We start from the raw sequence: 19,507 nt of genomic DNA, 5'->3' as shown, positions 1-19,507 counted from the left end.
TCGGTCCGGGCCGCCGTTGCCGGTGCAACCCTCCGGCGTCAGTCGGGCGGGCTACCGCCCTGCCGCCAGGTGAGCCTCGGCGAGCGCCGTCAACCGGTCGGCCCAGGCCTGCATGGCCCGGTCCTGGTCGTACGGTCCCGTCCCACGACCCGCCGGCGAGCTCCTGCTGCATCCATGTCGACCATCTCCTCCCTCGTGCCGACCGTCTCCGGTCGGTGCGGCCTACTCGGCGGCCTGACCGTAGGCGCAGAACCAGGCCGACGCCTTCTCGTTGGGCTCCCAGTCCGGCTGCGGCGCCTCACCGCACACCCCGGGCACCACGTCGGCGGGGTAGGTCGGACCGCCGACAGCGACGGCCATCCCACCCGCACCCAGGACCCCGGCCAGCGCTCCGGCGGAGACGCTGGTGAGGATCCGACGACGAACTCCTGCGTCCATCTGTCCCATCTCCCTGCTCGACCCCCGCCCGGGCCTGATCGCCCGGGCCGTCGGGGTGCAGCTGGTGCTGCCCCTCCACCGTGCGCCGCCGGCACACCCCCGCGGAATACGACGAACGGACACTACGCAGTTCCGCGTATGGCGGCGCCACCCGCCGCGGACCTACCCTGGGAGAGCTGGCAGGAACGCCGCCGACGGCGACGGCGCAGCGAGCTCGCAGGGGTGAGCGGGATGGGAAGCAGGGGCGTCACCGGGCACGACATCGTGCTGCTCAAGGACATCCTCGACCTGGCCAGACCGGGCGGCCATCCGCCGGGCCGGGAGACCGTCGGCCAGGTCCTGCGGCGCATCGAGCAGCTCATCGGCAGCGACTGGGTCAACTTCCAGGACATGAACGTCGGGCCGAGGTTCCGCCGCAGCTGGGTGCAGTTCGTCTCCCACGGCGACGAGGGCGCCGCCTGGGGCAAGGAACTGGTCGAGATCGACGACGACCCGGCCGTGGAGGTGCTCAGCCACTACTGGTGGCAGCTGGACTGCAGCCTGGTCGACCGCACCGGCCGCCCGAGCGTGTCCGCCTGCTGCCTGTCGCTCGGGGAGCGGACCTGGGCGAACCACCCGGCCAACACCGAGTACGGCCACGGCGTCGACGAGCTGCTGCTCGCCTACCCGCACGGAGGGCCCGGCGGATCGCTGCGCATCCTCGCCGGCCGTGAGGAGGGTCGTCCGTTCGGCGAGCGCGAGCTGGTGCTCATGGAGCTGCTGCTGCCGCACCTCAAGCCGCTGCTGGCGGCCAGCCTCGAGCACGAGGTGGCTCCCGAGCTGCGGGTGGTCCCCGAGCGCCGGCCGCTGACCGAGCGGCAGCGGGAGATCCTGCGGCTGGTGGCCACCGGCATGTCCAACCGGCAGGTGTGCCGGCAGCTGGGCCTGTCGGAGAACACCGTGCGCAAGCACCTGGAGAACGCCTACGCCCGGGTGGGCGCGCAGAGCCGCACGGAGGCGATCGCCTGGCTGCGCGACCTGGAGGCCGCGGCGGGCTGACGCCCGGCCGCGGTCAGCGGCCGGCGCCGGTCAGGAGCTGGCGCCGCCCTCCACGAACGGCGGCTTTTTCACCTGCGCGGCGACCTGCCGGCCGCGCACGTCGATGCTCACCTCGTCGCCCTCGGTCACGCCGCGGTCGAGCAGCGCCAGCGCGATGCCCTGCTTGAGCGTGGGCGAGAAGGTCCCGGAGGTGACCTCGCCGATCGTCGTGCCGTCGGCGTCCAGCACCGCGCAGCCGGCCCGCGGGATCCCCCGGCCGGTGACGAGCAGACCGCCGGAGAGCCGGGACTCCTTGGCCTCCCGCTGGGCGGTCAGGGCCTCCTTGCCCCAGAAGGTGTCCTTCTTCCAGCCCACGGCCCACCCGGTGCGGCCCATCACCGGGGTGATCTCGCGCGAGAGCTCGTTGCCGTGGAGCGCATACCCCATCTCGGTGCGGAGCGTGTCCCGCGAACCCAGCCCGCAGGGCAGCCCGTCGAACGGCGCCATCGCCTCGACCAGGGCGTCCCAGACCTGCTCGGCGTCCTCGACCCGGCACACCACCTCATACCCCCGCTCCCCGGTGTAACCGGTGCGGCAGACGGTGACCGGCCGGTCGCGCCAGGTGGTGTCGACGAAGCTCATGTAGTCGTGACCCACCGGCAGCCCGGCGGCCTCCATCACCTCGTCGACGCGCGGGCCCTGGACCGCGAGGATGGCGAAGTCCTCGTGCACGTTCTCCACCATGACCCCCTCCGGCGCGGCCTCCTGCAGCCGGCGGACGACCTCGGCGGTGTTGGCCGCGTTGGGGATGAGGAAGACGTCGTCCTCGGAGCGCAGGTAGGCGATAAGGTCGTCCACGACGCCCCCGTCCTCGTCGCAGCACATCGTGTACTGCGCCTTGCCCGGCTCGATCCGCTCCAGGTCGTTGGTCAGGCACCGGTTGAGGAAGTCCTTGGCTCCCGGACCGCTCACCTGCGCGTTGCCCAGGTGGGACACGTCGAAGATGCCGACCCGCTCGCGCACGGCGGTGTGCTCGGCGACCACGCCGCCGCCGGGGTACTCGATGGGCATCGACCAGCCGGAGAAGTCGGCCATCTTGGCGCCGAGGGCGGTGTGGCGGTCGTGCAGCGGGGACGTCTTCGTCGATGAGGCGCTCATGCCCGCACAGCCTAGCCCCGGGGACCGTCGCAGGGGTGGCTTACCCTCGTGGGGAAACTGACCGGAACGAACCGACGAAGGACGTTGCCCGATGGCCGAGAACCGCCGCACCACGCTCACTCTCACCGACCAGGACCCGGCCACGGTGCAGGCCGACACCCTGGTGCTGGCCGCGACCAAAGACGACGGGCAGGTGGCCCTCGTCGCCGACGGCCTGCCGGCCGAGACCGCCGAGCACGTGCAGGAGGCGCTGACCACCCTCGGCGCCGAGGCCGGCGCGGACGAGACCACCCGGCTCACGGGCGTCCCCGGGGTGGCCGCGGGTCTGGTCGTGGTCGTCGGTATGCCGTCGGGCCCGGCCCCCCGCACCGAGCGCCTGCGGCGCGCGGCCGGGGTCGCCGCCCGCGCCCTGACCGGTCGGGAGCGGGCCGCGTTCGCGCTGGGCCAGTCCACCACCGAGGAGGCCGTGGCCGTGGCCGGCGGCGCCGTGCTGGGGGCCTACACCTTCGCCGAGCACCACGGCGTCGGCAAGGCCGAGTCCGCCAAGCCGGCCCTCGGCGAGGCGGTCGTCACCGGCGTGGCCGCCGACGAGGTCGAGGCAGCCACCGCGCAGGCCACGGCCGTCGTGGACGCCGTCCGCTACGCCCGCGACCTGGTCAACACCCCGCCGAACCTGCTCTACCCCGAGTCCTTCGCCGCCAACGTCGGCGAGCGGCTCGACGGCTCCCCCGTCCAGGTCGAGGTCTGGGACACCGAGCGGCTGCAGGAGGAGCGCTGCGGCGGCATCCTCGGCGTCGGCCAGGGCTCGGGCCGGGGTCCGCGCCTGGTCACCCTGCGCTACGAGCCGGAGGGCGCGACCAGGCACCTGGCCCTCGTCGGCAAGGGCATCACCTTCGACTCCGGCGGCCTGTGCCTCAAGCCCGGCGCCTCCATGGTGACGATGAAGATGGACATGGCCGGGGCCGCCGCCGTCGCCGCGGCCGTGACCGCGGTCGCCGAACTCGGGCTGCCGGTGCGGGTCACCGCATACCTGTGCCTGGCCGAGAACATGCTGGGCGAGTTCGCCCAGCGCCCCGGCGACGTGGTCACCATGCGCGACGGCCGCACGGTGGAGATCATCAACACCGACGCCGAGGGCCGGCTGGTCATGGCCGACGGGCTGGCGCTGGCGACCGAGCAGGGCCCCGACGCGATCGTCGACGTGGCCACCCTGACCGGGGCCTGCATCATCGCCCTGGGCGACCGCACGATGGGCGTCATGGGCAACGACGACGCGCTGCGCGAGCAGGTCGTCGAGCTGGCCAACGGGGTCGGCGACACCGCGTGGCCGCTGCCGCTGCCCGAGGAGATCCGGCCCAGCCTCGACACCGTCGTGGCCGACCTCAAGCACACCGGCGAGCGGTCGGCGGGCGCCAGCGTCGCGGCGACCTTCCTGCAGGAGTTCGTGGGCAAGCGCGGCGAGAGCGAGGACGCCGAGCAGATCCCGTGGGCGCACCTGGACATCGCCGGCCCGGCGTCAACGAGAAGTCGCCGTGGGGCTACGTGCCCAAGGGCGGCACCGGGGCGGCCGTCCGCACGCTCGTGGAGCTGGCGCGCACCTACGCGGCTGACGTCGGCCGACCCCGGCATGTGACACATCGGTCGTCCCCGCGACCGATGTGTCACAACAGCCGGCAGGGAAGGCGGGAGCGCGACCGCACGCACGAGGGGCACCGTCCGGACCGGACGGTGCCCCTCGCGGCCTGCTCGGACGAGGTCCGCTCAGCCGCTCTTGCGGCGGAACATCTGCTGGGTCCCGGAGGTCTTCGCCCCGCGGGCACCGGCGACCTTGCCGCGCTCGGAGTGGTCCGAGACGTCGGTCCCGGCGTGCGCCTGCTTCCGGGCGAGCGCCTCACGGAACTTGGCCTTGACGTCGTCCGCGGCCTGGGAGTCGTTCATCGGCCACCTCCTTCTCCTCGGGGACTGGACGGGTCCAGCGTCCCACCCGGGCGGCGTGCTGTCACCCGATTTTCTCCCGGGTGGCAGGATGTGCCCATGCCGACATCGACGTACGACATCGTGATCCTCGGTGCCGGGAGCGGGGGCTACGCCTGCGCCCTGCGCGCCGCCCAGCTCGGCCTGACCGTGGCCCTCGTCGAGGAGGACAAGGTGGGCGGCACCTGCCTGCACCGCGGCTGCATCCCCACCAAGGCCCTCCTGCACACCGCCGAGGTCGCCGACATGGCCCGCGACAGCGAGCGCTACGGCGTGCTCGCCAGCCTCGAGGGCGTGGACATGGCCAAGGTCAACACGTACAAGGACGGCGTGGTGGCGCGGCTCTACAAGGGCCTGCAGGGACTGGTCAAGGCTGCCGACACGGTCGAGCTGGTCACCGGCACCGGGCGGCTGACCGCCAAGGACACCGTGACCGTCGGCGACCGCGAGCTGACCGGTCGCACCGTGGTGCTGGCCACCGGCTCCTACGCCAAGACCCTGCCGGACGTGCAGATCGGCGGCCGGATCATGACCAGCGACCAGGCCCTGCAGCTGGAGGAGGTCCCGCGGCACGCGATCGTCCTCGGCGGCGGCGTCATCGGTGTCGAGTTCGCCTCCGCCCTGCGCAGCTTCGGCGCGGAGGTCACCGTCGTCGAGGCGATGGACCGGCTGGTCGCCATGGAGGACCCCGCCGTCTCCACGACGGTCGAGCGGGCGTATAAGAAGCGCGGCATGAAGATCCGCACCGGCGTCAAGGTGACCGGCACGTCCCAGGACGACCAGGGCGTGCGGGTCGAGCTGGAGGGCGGGGACGTCCTCGAGGGCGACCTGCTGCTCGTGGCCGTCGGTCGGGGACCCCGCACCGAGGGCATGGGCTACGAGGAGGTTGGGGTCGAGCTCGACCGCGGCTTCGTGACGACCGACGAGAGGCTCCGGACCAGCGTCGAGGGCGTCCGCGCCGTCGGGGACCTGGTGCCCGGCCCGCAGCTGGCCCACCGCGGGTTCGCCCACGGCATCTTCGTCGCCGAGGACCTGGCCGGCCTGGAGCCGGCACCGGTCGAGGACTCCCTGGTGCCCAAGGTGACCTACTCCGACCCGGAGATCGCCTCCGTCGGGCTGTCCGAGCAGCAGGCCCGGGAGCGGTGGGGCGAGGAGGTGTCCACCTACGAGTACAACCTCGGCGGCAACGGCAAGTCCCAGATCCTGGGGACCGCCGGCTTCGTCAAGCTCGTCCGCTCCGGCCCCGACGGCCCGGTCGTGGGCGTCCACATGGTCGCGCCCGGATGGGCGAGCAGGTCGGCGAGGCCCAGCTCGTCGTCGGCTGGGAGGCCCTGCCCGAGGACGTCGCCCAGTTCGTGCACGCCCACCCCACCCAGAACGAGGCGCTCGGCGAGGCCCACCTGGCCCTCGCCGGCAAGCCGTTGCACGCCCACGGCTGACCCGGCGTCAGCGAAGGCGCGCCTGACCCGCCCCCCAGCCAGCTCGCACCGTAGACTGCAAACCCCCGCCACGAGGAGAGACAACAGATGTCGGAACGCGTATCGATGCCGGCCCTCGGTGAGTCCGTCACCGAGGGGACAGTGACCCGTTGGCTCAAGGAGGTCGGCGACAGCGTCGCGGTCGACGAGCCGCTGCTGGAGGTCTCGACCGACAAGGTCGACACCGAGATCCCCTCCCCCGTCGCGGGCGTGCTGCTGGAGATCCTCGCCCAGGAGGACGACACCGTCGAGGTCGGCGGCGACCTGGCCGTGGTGGGCGAGGAGGGCGAGTCCGCCGGCAGCGGCGGCTCCTCCGACGACGCGCAGGCCGAGGAGGCCGACGAGCCCGAGCAGGAGGAGGCCCCCGCGGAGGAGCCGGCGCAGGAACCGGCCGAAGAACCGGCCGAGGAGCCCGAGCCGGAGGCGTCCTCCGACGACGGCGGCGACTCCGGGCAGGCCTCCGGAGGTTCCGGCGGTGGGGGCGGCGGGGAGACCGTGACCATGCCGGCGCTGGGCGAGTCCGTCACCGAGGGCACCGTCACCCGCTGGCTCAAGGCCGAGGGCGACACCGTCGAGGTGGACGAGCCGCTGCTGGAGGTCTCGACCGACAAGGTCGACACCGAGATCCCCTCCCCCGTGGCCGGGGTGCTGAGCAAGATCCTCGCCCAGGAGGACGAGACCGTCGAGGTCGGCGGCGAGCTGTGCGTCGTGGGCGGAGGGGCCTCCGGCGGGTCCTCCGACGACGGCGGGCAGGCCTCCTCACAGCAGACCGAGGAGAGCACCGAGGACGAGGGTGCCTCCGACGCGGCCGACAACGAGGAGGACCGCGAGGAGGCGGCGGAGTCCGCCGACAGCGACCTGGCCGAGGAGGCCGAGGTCCAGGATGAGGCGGCCGAGGAGTCGCAGTCCAAGTCCGAGACCGGCGAGGCCAACGACGACGCGGCGAAGATGGAGGAGCCCGAGCCCGCCGTCGGCGTAGGCGTCAGCTCCTCCGAGAGCGGCACCTCCTCGCACAAGGACGTCTCCGACGTGCCGGCCCCCGGCGACGGTGGCAAGGACGAGGAGAAGGCCCAGCCGCAGCAGGACGTCAGCGCCTACGTCACGCCGCTGGTCCGCAAGCTCGCGGCCCAGCACGGCGTGGACCTCAACTCGCTCGAGGGCACCGGCGTGGGCGGGCGCATCCGCAAGCAGGACGTGCTCGACGCCGCCAAGGCCAAGGAGGCCGAGAAGGCAGCTCCGGCCAAGGAGGCCGAGCAGGCCGCCCCCGCCGAGGAGAGCAAGCCCGCGGAGAAGCCGGCCGCCAAGGCGGCGCCCTCCGGCGGCTCGGACGCCAAGCGCGGCACCACCGAGAAGATGTCCCGCCTGCGCAAGGTCATCGCCACCCGCATGGTGGAGTCCCTGCAGGGCAGCGCCCAGCTGACCACCGTGGTCGAGGTCGACGTCACCAAGATCTCCCGGCTGCGGCGGCGCACCAAGGAGGAGTTCCTGCGGCGCGAGGGCACCAAGCTGTCCTACCTGCCGTTCTTCGCCCTGGCTGCGGTCGAGGCGCTCAAGGAGCACCCGATCGTCAACTCCAGCGTCGAGGACGACTCGATCGTCTACCACGCCTCCGAGCACCTCGGGGTCGCGGTCGACACCCCGCGCGGGCTGCTCGTCCCGGTCATCAAGGACGCTGGCGACCTCAACATCGCCGGGCTGGCCCGCAAGATCGCCGACCTGGCCGAGCGCACCCGCGACAACAAGGTCACCCCGGACGAGCTGTCCGGCGGCACCTTCACGCTGACCAACACCGGATCCAGGGGTGCGCTGTTCGACACCCCGATCATCAACCAGCCCAACGTCGCCATCCTCGGCACCGGCGCGGTCGTCAAGCGCCCGGTCGTCGTGGTGGACGAGGACGGGATGGAGACGATCGCGATCCGCGACATGGTCTTCCTGGCGCTGAGCTACGACCACCGCGTGGTCGACGGCGCCGACGCGGCCCGCTTCCTCAACACGATGAAGGAACGCCTCGAGGACGCGAGCTTCGAGGTATGAGGTGACGCAGGCACCGGCACCCTCGGGGCGCACGGTCGCCGTCACCGGGGCCAGCGGGCTCATCGGGTCCGCGCTGTCGCAGACGCTGCTGGGGCGCGGCGACCAGGTGGTCCACCTGGTCCGCCGCGCCCCGCGCGCGCTCGGACACCCCGGTCTGTCGGCCGGGATGTCCGAGCGGGCGTGGCAGCCGGGTGCCGACCTGGCCCCCGACGTGCTCGACGGCGTCGACGCCGTCGTGCACCTGGCCGGGGCGGGGATCGGCGACAAGCGCTGGACCACGGCCCGCAAGAAGGTCCTCGTCGACTCCCGCGTCGAGGGCACGGGCACCATCGCCCGCGCCGTCGTTGCCCGTCCCGAGGGGGCCCGGCCCCGTCTGCTGTCCGCCTCGGGCGTGGGCTACTACGGCGAGCGCGGTGACGCCGTCCTCACCGAGACCAGCGACCTGGGCGGGGGCTTCCTGGCCGACCTGTGCCACGACTGGGAGGCCGCCACCTTCCCGGCCGAGGCCGCCGGTGCCTCCGTGGCCCACCTGCGCACCGGGATCGTGCTGACCCGCCGCAGCGGGGCGCTGGCCAAGCTCATGCCGCTGGCCGTGCTCGGGCTGGCCGGACCGCTCGGCGGGGGTGACCAGTTCTGGTCGTGGATCACCCTGCACGACCACGTCCGCGCGATCGTCTTCCTGCTCGACCACCCGACCGTGACCGGGCCGGTGAACCTCACCGGCCCGCACCCGGACACCCAGGCCGACGTCGTGAAGGCGCTGGGCCGCCAGCTGAACCGGCCCGCCGTGCTGCCGGTGCCCGCGTTCGCCATGCACCTGGTCCTGGGCGAGCTGGCCGGGGAGATCCTCTACAGCCAGCGGGCCCTGCCCACGGTGCTCACCGACGCCGGCTTCGCCTGGGACCACCCCGACCTGACCTCCGCGATGGCCTGGGTGGGCGCCGAGGGCAAGGAGTTCGACCCGCCGACCGGCCCCGTCCCGCCGTCCGACCCCATGCCGCCGGGCGACCCGACCCCGCTCGAGCCCATCACCCCGTAGCTCGACGGTCGAGGTTCTCCGGCGTCAGCCGGCGGCCGCTCCCACGACCACAGCAGCCACCGCTCCCCCGCCCGGGCCAGCTCGAGGTCCACGCGCTCGGTGCCGGCCGGCACGGGGTCGAGCCGGCGCCCCTGCCCGTCCCGCCCCTCCAGGGCCGCCCGGGAGACGGTGGCCCGCACGGCGAGGCGGTCGGCGCCGGACGGGGTGTCGCCCTCCCGGACCGTGGCGTCCTCCACCCTGAAGGTCACGTCCGGGTAGCGCACGCCCGACTCCCGCAGCCGGGCCAGCGCCTCGCCCTCGGCGGCCTCCGCCGGGGAGCCGGGCGCCACGACGCCGAGCAGCAGGACGTCGTCGGCCCGTTCCCAGGCCTCCCCCCGACCGTCGAGGAGCACCTGGAGGGTGTCCGTCAGCTCACCGTCGCCTGGTCTCTCCGTCGACGCGGCCGGGTCGTCCGTCGGTCCGGCCGGGCCGTCGGTCGGGGCCGCTTCGTCGCCCGGTGCCGGCGCCTCGCCTGCGTCATGCAGCGCCGGGGTCGGAACCCTGGCGGTGCCTGACGCTCCGGCCGTCTGATGCCGGGCGTCGGACGACGTCGACGGTGAGCTGGGCCCGGCCGTCCCGGACCGGGCCTCGACGAGCTGGGGGCGGACCACGGCGACGGCGGCCAGGACGAGCAGCAGGGACGCCACCGCCAGGGCCGCGGGCAGCAGCCACGTGGCGGACCGTCGCCACCCGGGCGTCTCTCCCGGCGTGCCCCCGTCACTCCTGCCCCAGCCACTCCTGCCCCGACCGGGCCTGCGGGCGGCCCGGCGGGCGGCCGTGCGTGGGCCGACGGCCGGGTCCTCGTCCAGGTCCTCCCGGGCCTGGCTGCGCAGCCGCTCGGTCAGGCCGTGCGCGGGGTCGGCGTCCGGGGCCACCTCGACCGGCTCGGGCGGTGCGGTCGCCAGCAGGGCCAGCGCCACCTCCTCGGCGTCCGGCCGGGCCTCCGGGTCGGGGGCCATGCACCGCAGCACCAGGTCGGCCAGCCCGGGTGGCAGGTCCGGGGCCAGCTCGGCCAGCTCGCCACGGTCGTAGGGCGGACCCGGCGGCTCCCCCGCCAGGCAGCACCAGGCGAGCGCGCCCAGCTGGTAGACGTCCGACTCCGGGGTCGGCGGGAAGCCCTCGAGGACCTCCGGGGCCACCATGCCGTCGGCCGCCCCGGTCCCGAGCTGGTGCCCCGGCTCCTCGCCGGTGATCCGCGCCGCCCCCAGGTCGCCGAGCACCGGCATGCCGTCCCGCAGGAACAGCACGTTGCCGGTCGACAGGTCGCCGTGCACGACACCGGTTCCGTGGAGGTCGGCCAGCGCCCCCGCCACCGGTTGCAGGGCGGTGACCAGCTCGCCGGGCGAGAGGATGCGTCGGCGCGCGAGCACCTGGGCCAGCGACCCTCCCCCGGCGAGCTGGGTGGCCAGGGCCACCGCGGCCGGACGTCCGGTCGCCGGGTCGGGCAGGGGCAGCACGTCGTAGAGGTGCACGACGTGCCGGTGTCGCACCCGGGCCAGCAGCCCCGCCTCGTGCAGCCCGGCGGTCACGTCCCCTCCTGCCGGGCGCAGCACCTTGACCGCCACGACCAGACCGTCCGCCCCGCCGGCGGCCCGCCACACCGACGAGGTGGCGCCCGCGCCCAGGGGCGCGAGCACGTCATACCCCGGCAGGACCGGTGGTTCCCCGGAGCCCACGCGTCCGCCTCCCGTCCCGCGCCGTCGCCGGTCGGGCGACCGACCGGGCCGTCCCCGGGCTGCTCCCAGCTGTCCTCTCCCACGCCGCCACCGTGCCAGAGGCGGCGGCGCCGGCGCCCGGGTTGTCCACAGGGCGGCCCGGCTAGAGTGACGACCATGCGTTTCGAGCACCTCGGGTTCGCCCCCGACTACGTCGACTACCTGCAGGCGTGGGACCACCAGCGGGACGTGCACGCCAGGGTCGTCGCCGGCGAGCTGCCGGACACGGTGCTGCTGCTGGAGCACGCGGCGGTGTACACGGCGGGCAAGCGGACCGAGGCGCACGAGCGTCCGCTGGACGGCACCCCCGTCATCGACGTGGACCGCGGCGGCAAGATCACCTGGCACGGGCCGGGGCAGCTCGTCGGCTACCCGATCGTGCACCTGCCCGGGCCGGTGGACGTCGTGGCCCACGTGCGCCGGCTGGAGGACGTCATGATCGCCGTGTGCGCCGACCTGGGCGTCGAGGTCGGCCGGGTCGAGGGTCGCTCGGGGGTGTGGCTGCCGGCGGACGGCACCCGCCCGGAGCGCAAGATCGGCCAGATCGGCATCCGCGTCAGCCAGGACGTGACGATGCACGGGTTCGCGCTCAACTGCGACTGCGACCTGCGCTGGGCCGACACCATCATCCCGTGCGGGATCGCCGACGCCGGGGTGACCTCGCTGAGCCTGGAGCTGGGCCGCCCGGTGCCGGTCGCCGAGGTCGTGCCGCTGGCCGAACGGCACCTCGGGCGGGTGCTGGACCCGGTGCCCGCCCGGCACGGCTGAGCGGACACGCTGCAACGCCCTGCCCCTCCCGGACACACACGCAGTGTTGGATGGTGAGCGTAGGGGCCGGAGGTCCGGCCCGGAGGGGAGCCGGATGAGCACCGCGACCGCGGAGCGCACCGACGGCATGGCGGTCGTCACGCGGGGGCTGCGCAAGACCTACCCGGGGGTCCGCGGCCGCCGCGTCGCCGTCCAGGGGCTCGACCTCGACGTCCCCGCGGGCGGGGTGCACGGCTTCCTCGGCCCCAACGGGTCGGGCAAGACCACGACCATCCGGATGCTCCTGGGCCTGGCCCGGGCCGACTCCGGGACGATGCACGTCTTCGGCACGCCCGTGCCGCAGCGGCTGCCCGAGGTGGTCGGCCGGGTCGGCGCGATCGTCGAGTCGCCCACGTTCTTCCCCACCTTCAGCGGCGAGCGCAGCCTCACCCTGCTGGCCGACGCGATCGGCACTCCGCGGTCGCGGGTCGGCGAGGTCCTCGAGCAGGTCGGGCTCGGTGGTCGCGGCAAGGATCCCTTCCGCGCCTACAGCTGGGTATGAAGCAGCGCCTGGCCATCGCGGCGACCCTGCTGAAGTCGCCCGACCTGCTGATCTTCGACGAGCCGACGAACGGGCTGGACCCGGCCGGGATCTCCGACGTGCGCGGCACCATGCGCTCGCTGGCCGACGAGGGGCGCACGGTGCTGGTGAGCAGCCACATCCTGTCCGAGATCGAGCAGATCGCCGACACCGTCTCGATCATCGGTCACGGCCGCGTGCTCGCCCAGGGGTCGGTGGCCGGGCTCATCGGCGGCGGCGGGCAGACGGTGGAGGTGGGCGTGGCCTCCCCCGGCAACGCGATCCGGCTCCTGCGCGAGGCCGGCTTCACGGCGGAGTGGGTGGCCCGGCGCCGGGGCCACGACGCGGCCGAGGAGCTGGCCGGCTACGACCCGACGACCGACGCGGGCACGATCATGGTCACCGGGGCCGAGCCGGCGCAGATCTCCCGGCTGCTCGGCGAGCAGGGGCTGTGGGTGGAGCGGCTGGTGCCGAGCCGCCGGGGGCTGGAGCAGGTCTTCCTCGAGCTCACCCAGGACGAGGGGCTGCCGGCACGACCCGCGGGCGGTGCCGGGCCGGGCGGACCGGCCACGACCGGCGGGACGGACGCGCGATGAGGCTCCTGCTCGTCGAGCTAAGACGGCTGCTGGCCCGCAAGGTCGTCCTGCTGACCGTCCTGGGCGCGGTCGCCGTGGCCGTCGTCAGCCTCCTCGGCGTGGCCAACCAGGCCCGGCAGCTGGAGTCCGCCCGGGCCGGCGCGGACACCGAGTACCAGCGGATGGTCGAGGACAACGAGCGGGTGCAGGAGGAGTGCCGCCTCGCGGAGGCCGAGGAACGGCGCCGGTCCGGCGACGCGTCCGTCGACTTCGGCTGCGACGACTTCGCCGTGCCCACGATCGAGGAGTTCTACGGCCAGCTGCCCCCGATGGCCGAGCAGCTGCAGTTCCTGCTCCAGGGGGCCTCCTACCCGCTGATGTTCCTCGCGCTGGCGATCGGGTCCACCGCCGTGGCGGCCGAGTTCGCGCACCGGACGATGGCGACGTGGCTGACCTTCGTCCCGCGACGCACCCCCGTGTTCGTCTCCAAGGTGCTCGCGCCCGCCCTGGCCTCGGCGCCGGTCGTGCTCACCGGGCTGGTCCTCCTGCTCCTCGGGACTCCGGTGGTCTACGCAGTCTTCGGTCTCGACCGGTCGATGCCGGACGGCTGGGGGCCACCCGTGTGGATGTCGCTGCGGATCCTCGTCCTGGGGATGGTCGCGGCCGCCTTCGGCGCGGCCCTCGCCTTCCTCGTGCGGCACACCGGGGTCGTGCTCGGCCTGGTCATCGGCTGGATGTTCATCGTCGAGGGGATCCTCGGTTCCGCGTTCGCCGGGGTGGCCCGGCTCGGGCTGGTCCGCAACGTCGCGGCGTTCGTCGAGAACGGGACCACCTGGACGACGTGGACCGACTGCAACGGGCCCCAGGGGTGCCGGGAGGTCGTGGAGACCCTGAGCCTGGCCCACGGTGTCACCGTGCTGGCCGTCGTGCTGGGGGCCGTCCTGCTCGCGGCCTGGGCGCGGTTCCGCCGGGGCGACGTCACCTGAGGCGGGCGGGTTCGGCATACCCCCCTCCCGCGGCTTAGGCTGGAGGGTGCACGCACGCGCCCCCGCGGGCACGTGCCGACCTCGAAGCAAGGAGCACCTGTGACCGTCGCACCGGAGGGACGCCGCATGCTGCGGGTCGAGGCCCGCAACGCCGAGACGCCCATCGAGCGCAAGCCGTCGTGGATCCGCACCACCGCCAAGATGGGCCCGGAGTACCGCGAGCTGCAGTCGATGGTCAAGGGCGGCGGCCTGCACACCGTGTGCCAGGAGGCCGGCTGCCCCAACATCTTCGAGTGCTGGGAGGACCGCGAGGCGACCTTCCTCATCGGCGGCGACATCTGCACCCGCCGCTGCGACTTCTGCGACATCGCCACCGGCCGGCCCCGCGCCCTCGACCCGGAGGAGCCGCGCAAGGTCGCCGAGTCGATCCGCGAGATGGAGCTGCGCTACGCCACCATCACCGGCGTCGCCCGCGACGACCAGCCCGACGGCGCGGCCTGGCTCTACGCCGAGGTGATCCGCAAGGTCCACGAGCTCAACCCCACGACCGGCGTGGAGATCCTGCCGCCCGACTTCGGCGCGGTGCCCGAGCTGGTCCAGCAGGTCTTCGACGCCCGGCCGGAGGTCTTCGCGCACAACCTGGAGACCGTGCCGCGCATCTTCAAGAAGATTCGGCCGGCGTTCACGTACGACAAGTCGCTCAAGGTGCTGTCGATGGCGCGCGAGAACGAGCTGGTCACCAAGTCCAACCTCATCCTCGGCATGGGCGAGGAGGACCACGAGATCGAGCAGGCGATGCGCGACCTGCACGACGCGGGCTGCGACATCCTCACGATCACGCAGTACCTGCGGCCCTCCCCGCTGCACCACCCGATCGACCGGTGGGTCAAGCCCGAGGAGTTCGTGCACTGGTCCGAGCTGGCCGAGGAGATCGGCTTCAAGGGCGTCATGGCCGGGCCGCTCGTGCGCAGCTCCTACCGGGCCGGCAAGCTCTACGCCTCGGCGATGACCAAGTGGGGCCGGCCGATCCCGGAGAACCTGTCCCACCTGCGCGAGCAGTTCGAGGCCGCGGTGCCCGCACGCCAGGAGGCCGCCTCGCTCGTGGCCAACGGCCTGCGTGGCGAGGGCACGCCCGCCGCCCACGTATCCTGAACCGCATGTCCACGAGCACCACCGGCGGCGAGCCGACGAAGAAGCGGCGGTTCGGTCGTCGCGCCAAGAAGGTCAAGGACCCGAACAAGCCGGGTCGGATCGCCCAGCTCCGCCAGGTGCTGACGATGACCCGCAAGGCCGACCCGGCGGCGATCTGGTGGATGCTGCTGTCGGCGCTGGCCGTCATGCTCGTGGCCGTCCTCATCGGTCTGTGGATCGACCAGGTCGTCTACCTCGTCATCATCGGCCTGCCGCTGGCGCTGCTCGCGGCGACCGTCGTGCTGGGCCGCAAGGCCGAGCGCGCCGCCTTCACCCAGATCGAGGGTCAGCCCGGCGCCACCTCGGCCGTCCTGGGCCAGCTGCGCCGCGGCTGGTTCTACGACCAGGAGCCGGTGGCCGCCGAGGCCGGCGGCACCGTGCGCGGCATGCGCGACCTGCACAACGCCGCGATGGTCTTCCGGGCCGTCGGCAAGCCCGGGGTCGTGCTCCTCGGCGAGGGTCCCCGCGGTGCCGCCCAGCGGCTGCTCGCCGGCGAGCGCAAGCGGGTCGCCCGTGTCGTCGGCGACACCGTCCCGGTGCACACCATCATCGTCGGCAAGGGCGAGGACGCCACCCCGCTGCGGGGCGTGGTCAAGAAGATGCGCTCGCTGCCCAAGAAGCTGAACAACGACGAGGCGATGGTCGTCCAGCAGCGGATGAAGGCGCTCGGCGGCAAGAACCGCCCGCCGATCCCCGCCGGCGTCGACCCCACCCGCACCCCGCGGATGAGCCGGCGCGCCCTGCGCGGCCGCTGACACCGCATACCCCTCAGGGACGCAGGAACCAGTCGCCCGAGACCGCCAGGTCGGCGATCTCGTAGGCTCCTGAAGCAGCCCGGCGCCGTCCGCGCCGGGCTGCACCTGTCCCTCGGGGGTCACCGCGGAGCCGGTGTGATCCCCGAGCAGGCTGCGGCCCATGACCGACCCGGCCCACCGCTCGGCGGGGACGTCCAGGAGCCGGGCCAGCGTGGGCAGCACGTCCACCTGGCCGCCGGGGGTGGACACGGTCCGGCCGGTCATCCCGGGGACGTGGACCATGAACGGCACCCGGCCCTCGTTGCCGGTCAGCCAACGCTCGTCGGCGGGGGCGTACTTGTGCGGACCCTCGTGGTCGCCCACCACCACGAAGGCCGAGCGTTCCAGCAGCCCGCGCCCGGCGAGTGCCTGCTCGAACTCCGCCAGGGCCCCGTCGGTGTAGTGCAGCGTCTGCAGGTAGCGGCTGGTCGCGTCGTCGCCCGGCAGGTCCAGCCCCTGCAGGCGTGCGGGCAGCTCCCACGGCGTGTGCGAGGTGGTGGTGATCAGGTGCAGGAACCGCGGCCGGGGCACCCCGTCCAGCTCGCGCAGCGTCTGGTCGAACAGGTCGGCGTCGGCCAGACCCAGGCCCAGCGGCGTCCCGCCGGCGAACTGCTCCTCGGCGACGTAGCGCTCGTACCCCAGGTGCGGGAGCACGCGGTCGCGGTTCCAGAACGAGCCGGCGTCCCCGTGCAGCGCCACCGACCGGTAGCCCTCCTCGGCGAGCAGGCGCGGCAGGGTCGTGTAGCCCTGGTTGTCCGGGAAGCGCAGCACGGTCGCCCCCGACTCCAGCGGGTAGACCCCCGCGAGCATGAGCAGCTCGCCGTCGGAGCTGCTGCCGTCCCGCGTCTGCGCGAGCACCTGGTCGAAGACCACGCTCTCGGAACGCCAACGGTTCAGCGTCGGCGTGACCTCCTGCCCGAACGGCGCCGCGCCCAGCACGACCTGCTCCAGCGACTCGACCTGGACGAGGTAGAGGTCCCGCCCCGCGAGCAGCCCCACCAGGTCCTCGTGCTCGGGCGCCACCCCCTGGTATGCGGCGTTGCGGGCGAACCAGTCCCCGACCCGTTCCCGCTGCGCGGGGGTGAGCTCCTGGTGGGTGTCGACGAGCTCGTCGTAGACCTGGTGCAGGTGGGTCCCCAGCGGCGACAGGCTGACCACCCGCATGCCCGGGTCCGACGTCTGGGTCACCACCTGGGTGCCGAACGAGAGGGCCGCCACCACGGCCACGACCACCGCCGTGCGGACCCGGGTCGAGCGGCGGCGCAGGTCGCGCACCCGGTCGACGAACCCCTGGCCACCGCCTGAGGGGGACGGCCGGGTCCGACGACGGGCGAGCACGGCCAGCCCGGCTGCGGCGAGCAGGTCGACGTAGAGGAGCACGTCGTGCCAGCGCAACATCGCCAGCACCGAGGACCCCAGCCCGTCGAAGCTGCCGGCGGCGGCCATCATGTGCACGCTCAGCAGACGGCCGAACGCGCGGGCGTTGACGAGGTCGGCCAGCAGCAGCGTGGTCACCACCAGGTCGGCCCCGACCAGGTATGCCGTGCGCGTGCGCCCGCGCATCAGCAGCGCCGGGCTGACGAGGAGGGCCACGAGCGGCAGGGCGCTCAGGGCGACGAGCGCGGCATACCGGTCCGGTTCCAGGACGGCGCCCGCGACGAGCACGGACTTGGCCACCAGGGCGGTGACGACGAGGGCGAGCACGGGCAGGTGGCTCAGCGGGCGTTGACGACGACGCTGCGGGCGGCCTTGTCGTGCAGGCCGCGGCTGTCGGCGTCGAGGATGATGGCCGGCACGAACAGGCCGAGCAGCAGCGCGCGCAGCGCGGCCCGGCCCGGTGGTGGGGGCTGCTGCCCGTCGCCGTCGAGGGAGACGACCCGGATGCCGAGCAGCCGGTGGCCGGGCGTCGTGCCGATCGTGGGCACGAGGACGAGGTTGAGCAGGAGGAACAGGCCCAGCGGGGCGAACGCCTGCACGCCGACGACCTCTCCCCAGGTGAGGTCGAGCAGGGCGGTGGCCACGAGCTGGCACAGGGTCCAGTCGACGAGGATGGCGACCAGGCGGCGCAGGAGGGAGGCGACGGACCCGGGACCCTGCGGCGGCAGGCCGAGGCGCTGGCCGGAGAAGGCGGGGCTCGTCACCGGGCCAGCCTACGGCGTAACACTCCCGAAACAGGAGGGTGACGGTGCCGAAACCGCCACCGCGTAATGTCGTGCCCGACCCAGTTGGTCCACCCAGGAGGCAGTCCATGTTCACAAACGCCGAGGAGGTCCTCGCCTTCATCAAGGACGAGGACGTCAAGTTCATCGACATCAGGTTCTGCGACCTGCCCGGTGTCATGCAGCACTTCAACGTGCCGGCGGCGTCCTTCGACGAGGACGCGTTCAACACCGGCCAGATGTTCGACGGCTCCTCGATCCGTGGCTTCAAGTCCATCCACGAGTCGGACATGAAGTTGATCCCCGACCCGCAGACCGCCTACCTGGACCCCTTCCGGGTCGAGAAGACGCTCATCATGAACTTCTCGATCGTCGACCCGTTCACCGACGAGCCCTACGAGCGCGACCCGCGGCAGATCGCCCGCAAGGCCGAGGAGCACCTGCGCTCCACCGGGATCGCCGACACCGCGTTCTTCGGCGCCGAGGCCGAGTTCTACGTCTTCGACGACATCCGGTTCGCCTCGCAGCCGCAGGGCAGCTACTACCACATCGACTCCATCGAGGCGGCGTGGAACACCGGTCGCGCGGAGGAGGGCGGCAACCGCGGCTACAAGACCCGGTTCAAGGGCGGCTACTTCCCCGTGCCGCCCGTCGACCACTTCGCCGACATCCGCGACCGGATGTGCCTGGACCTGGCCTACGTCGGGATCGACGTCGAGCGCTCCCACCACGAGGTCGGCACCGCGGGGCAGCAGGAGATCAACTACCGCTTCAACACGCTGCTGCACTCCGGCGACGACCTGATGAAGTTCAAGTACGTCATCAAGAACAGCGCCTGGGCCGCCGGCAAGACCGCGACCTTCATGCCCAAGCCGCTCTTCGGGGACAACGGCTCCGGCATGCACACCCACCAGAGCCTCTGGAAGGACGGGGAGCCGCTGTTCTACGACGAGAACGGCTACGGCGGCCTGTCCGACGTCGCCCGGTGGTACATCGGCGGCCTGCTCGCGCACGGGCCCTCGCTGCTGGCGTTCACCAACCCCTCGATGAACTCCTACCACCGGCTGGTGCCGGGCTACGAGGCGCCGATCAACCTCGTCTACTCGGCCCGCAACCGGTCCGCGTGCGTGCGCATCCCGATCACCGGGAGCTCGCCGAAGGCCAAGCGCATCGAGTACCGCGTGCCGGACCCCTCGGCCAACCCCTACCTGGCGTTCTCGGCCCAGCTGATGGCCGGCCTGGACGGCATCCGCAACCGGATCGAGCCGCCGGAGCCGGTGGACAAGGACCTCTACGAGCTGCCCCCGGAGGAGCTGGAGGACATCGAGCAGCTGCCGACCTCGCTGCCGGCCGTGCTCGACGCCCTCGAGGCCGACCACGACTACCTCACCGAGGGCGACGTGTTCACCGAGGACCTGATCCAGACGTGGATCGACTACAAGCGCACCCACGAGATCGACCCGATCCGGCTGCGCCCGCACCCGCACGAGTTCGAGATGTACTTCGACATCTGAGTCGACCGGTCACGAGGGCGGGGAGGGCGTGCAGGGCGCGCCCTCCCCGCCGTGGTCTCCAGGGCC

General features: G+C 73.2%; 15 protein-coding genes and 3 pseudogenes. 12 read left to right on the top strand and 6 right to left on the bottom strand.

Annotated features, from left to right (window positions below; translation table 11 throughout):
* Positions 1–222: 222 nt before the first annotated feature.
* Positions 223–447, bottom strand: coding sequence for a hypothetical protein (locus tag BJF81_RS17705; RefSeq protein ID WP_075958893.1), 225 nt, complete (start codon positions 445–447; stop codon positions 223–225).
* A gap of 222 nt (positions 448–669) precedes the next feature.
* On the opposite strand from BJF81_RS17705, the gene BJF81_RS17700 reads away from it, so the two are divergent.
* Complete coding sequence (locus BJF81_RS17700; protein WP_075958892.1) at positions 670–1,476, top strand: helix-turn-helix transcriptional regulator; 807 nt, start codon at positions 670–672, stop codon at positions 1,474–1,476.
* Positions 1,477–1,506: 30 nt separating this feature from the next.
* Here BJF81_RS17700 and gcvT read toward each other — a convergent pair whose 3' ends face one another.
* Complete coding sequence (gcvT, locus tag BJF81_RS14205) at positions 1,507–2,613, bottom strand: glycine cleavage system aminomethyltransferase GcvT (RefSeq protein ID WP_075958891.1); 1,107 nt, start codon at positions 2,611–2,613, stop codon at positions 1,507–1,509.
* A gap of 91 nt (positions 2,614–2,704) precedes the next feature.
* On the opposite strand from gcvT, the gene BJF81_RS14200 reads away from it, so the two are divergent.
* The gene (locus BJF81_RS14200; protein ID WP_075958890.1) at positions 2,705–4,246 is read left to right on the top strand and encodes a leucyl aminopeptidase; all 1,542 of its coding nucleotides are present in this window, start codon (positions 2,705–2,707) and stop codon (positions 4,244–4,246) included.
* Positions 4,247–4,374: 128 nt separating this feature from the next.
* On the opposite strand, the gene BJF81_RS18165 is transcribed toward BJF81_RS14200, so the two are convergent.
* Entirely contained in the window at positions 4,375–4,551 is a 177-nt protein-coding gene (locus BJF81_RS18165; RefSeq protein WP_158068706.1) for a DUF5302 domain-containing protein, read from the bottom strand.
* A 96-nt stretch (positions 4,552–4,647) separates the two neighbouring features.
* On the opposite strand from BJF81_RS18165, the pseudogene lpdA reads away from it, so the two are divergent.
* The 3 genes and pseudogenes from lpdA (at position 4,648) to BJF81_RS14185 (ending at position 9,141) form a co-directional block, all read left to right on the top strand.
* Positions 4,648–6,026, top strand: a pseudogene (lpdA, locus tag BJF81_RS14195) (dihydrolipoyl dehydrogenase).
* Between the two features lie 87 nt (positions 6,027–6,113).
* Positions 6,114–8,102, top strand: coding sequence for a 2-oxoglutarate dehydrogenase, E2 component, dihydrolipoamide succinyltransferase (gene sucB, locus BJF81_RS14190; protein WP_075958889.1), 1,989 nt, complete (start codon positions 6,114–6,116; stop codon positions 8,100–8,102).
* 1 nt (position 8,103) lies between these two features.
* On the top strand, positions 8,104–9,141 hold the full coding sequence (locus BJF81_RS14185) for a TIGR01777 family oxidoreductase (protein ID WP_075958888.1): 1,038 nt from the start codon (positions 8,104–8,106) through the stop codon (positions 9,139–9,141).
* A gap of 965 nt (positions 9,142–10,106) precedes the next feature.
* On the opposite strand, the pseudogene BJF81_RS19960 reads toward BJF81_RS14185, so the two are convergent.
* Positions 10,107–10,817 (bottom strand): annotated as a pseudogene (locus tag BJF81_RS19960) (serine/threonine-protein kinase); the annotation flags it as partial.
* 195 nt (positions 10,818–11,012) lie between these two features.
* Here BJF81_RS19960 and lipB point away from each other — a divergent pair.
* From lipB to BJF81_RS18160, 6 genes are all read left to right on the top strand, one after another.
* Positions 11,013–11,663 carry a lipoyl(octanoyl) transferase LipB gene (lipB, locus tag BJF81_RS14175; protein WP_075958886.1) on the top strand — a complete coding sequence of 217 codons (651 nt, stop codon included), beginning with the start codon at positions 11,013–11,015 and terminating at the stop codon, positions 11,661–11,663.
* A 94-nt stretch (positions 11,664–11,757) separates the two neighbouring features.
* Positions 11,758–12,204 (top strand): ATP-binding cassette domain-containing protein, encoded by a 447-nt coding sequence (locus tag BJF81_RS21180; protein ID WP_342447157.1) that lies wholly within the window; start codon positions 11,758–11,760, stop codon positions 12,202–12,204.
* On the top strand, positions 12,201–12,818 hold the full coding sequence (locus tag BJF81_RS21175; protein WP_342447156.1) for an AAA family ATPase: 618 nt from the start codon (positions 12,201–12,203) through the stop codon (positions 12,816–12,818). The genes BJF81_RS21180 and BJF81_RS21175 overlap by 4 nt, the downstream gene beginning before the upstream one ends.
* Positions 12,815–13,783 carry an ABC transporter permease subunit gene (locus BJF81_RS14165; RefSeq protein WP_075958885.1) on the top strand — a complete coding sequence of 323 codons (969 nt, stop codon included), beginning with the start codon at positions 12,815–12,817 and terminating at the stop codon, positions 13,781–13,783. The genes BJF81_RS21175 and BJF81_RS14165 overlap by 4 nt, the downstream gene beginning before the upstream one ends.
* Before the next feature lie 99 nt (positions 13,784–13,882).
* The gene (gene lipA / locus BJF81_RS14160; RefSeq protein WP_075958884.1) at positions 13,883–14,935 is read left to right on the top strand and encodes a lipoyl synthase; all 1,053 of its coding nucleotides are present in this window, start codon (positions 13,883–13,885) and stop codon (positions 14,933–14,935) included.
* 5 nt (positions 14,936–14,940) lie between these two features.
* A complete protein-coding gene (locus tag BJF81_RS18160; RefSeq protein WP_075958946.1) occupies positions 14,941–15,729 on the top strand; it encodes a DUF4191 domain-containing protein in 789 nt (262 codons plus the stop codon).
* A 201-nt stretch (positions 15,730–15,930) separates the two neighbouring features.
* Here the strand turns inward: BJF81_RS18160 and BJF81_RS19955 are convergent.
* Positions 15,931–16,932: pseudogene (locus tag BJF81_RS19955) on the bottom strand (LTA synthase family protein); the annotation flags it as partial.
* 551 nt (positions 16,933–17,483) lie between these two features.
* On the bottom strand, positions 17,484–17,909 hold the full coding sequence (locus BJF81_RS14145) for an RDD family protein (protein WP_075958883.1): 426 nt from the start codon (positions 17,907–17,909) through the stop codon (positions 17,484–17,486).
* A gap of 107 nt (positions 17,910–18,016) precedes the next feature.
* On the opposite strand from BJF81_RS14145, the gene glnA reads away from it, so the two are divergent.
* On the top strand, positions 18,017–19,441 hold the full coding sequence (gene glnA / locus BJF81_RS14140; protein ID WP_075958882.1) for a type I glutamate--ammonia ligase: 1,425 nt from the start codon (positions 18,017–18,019) through the stop codon (positions 19,439–19,441).
* Positions 19,442–19,507: the final 66 nt, after the last annotated feature.

The organism is Ornithinimicrobium sp. CNJ-824 (assembly GCF_001942405.1).
Classification (GTDB): Bacteria; Actinomycetota; Actinomycetes; order Actinomycetales; family Dermatophilaceae; genus Ornithinicoccus; species Ornithinicoccus kibberensis.
This window is presented reverse-complemented; position numbering and strand designations above follow the sequence as displayed.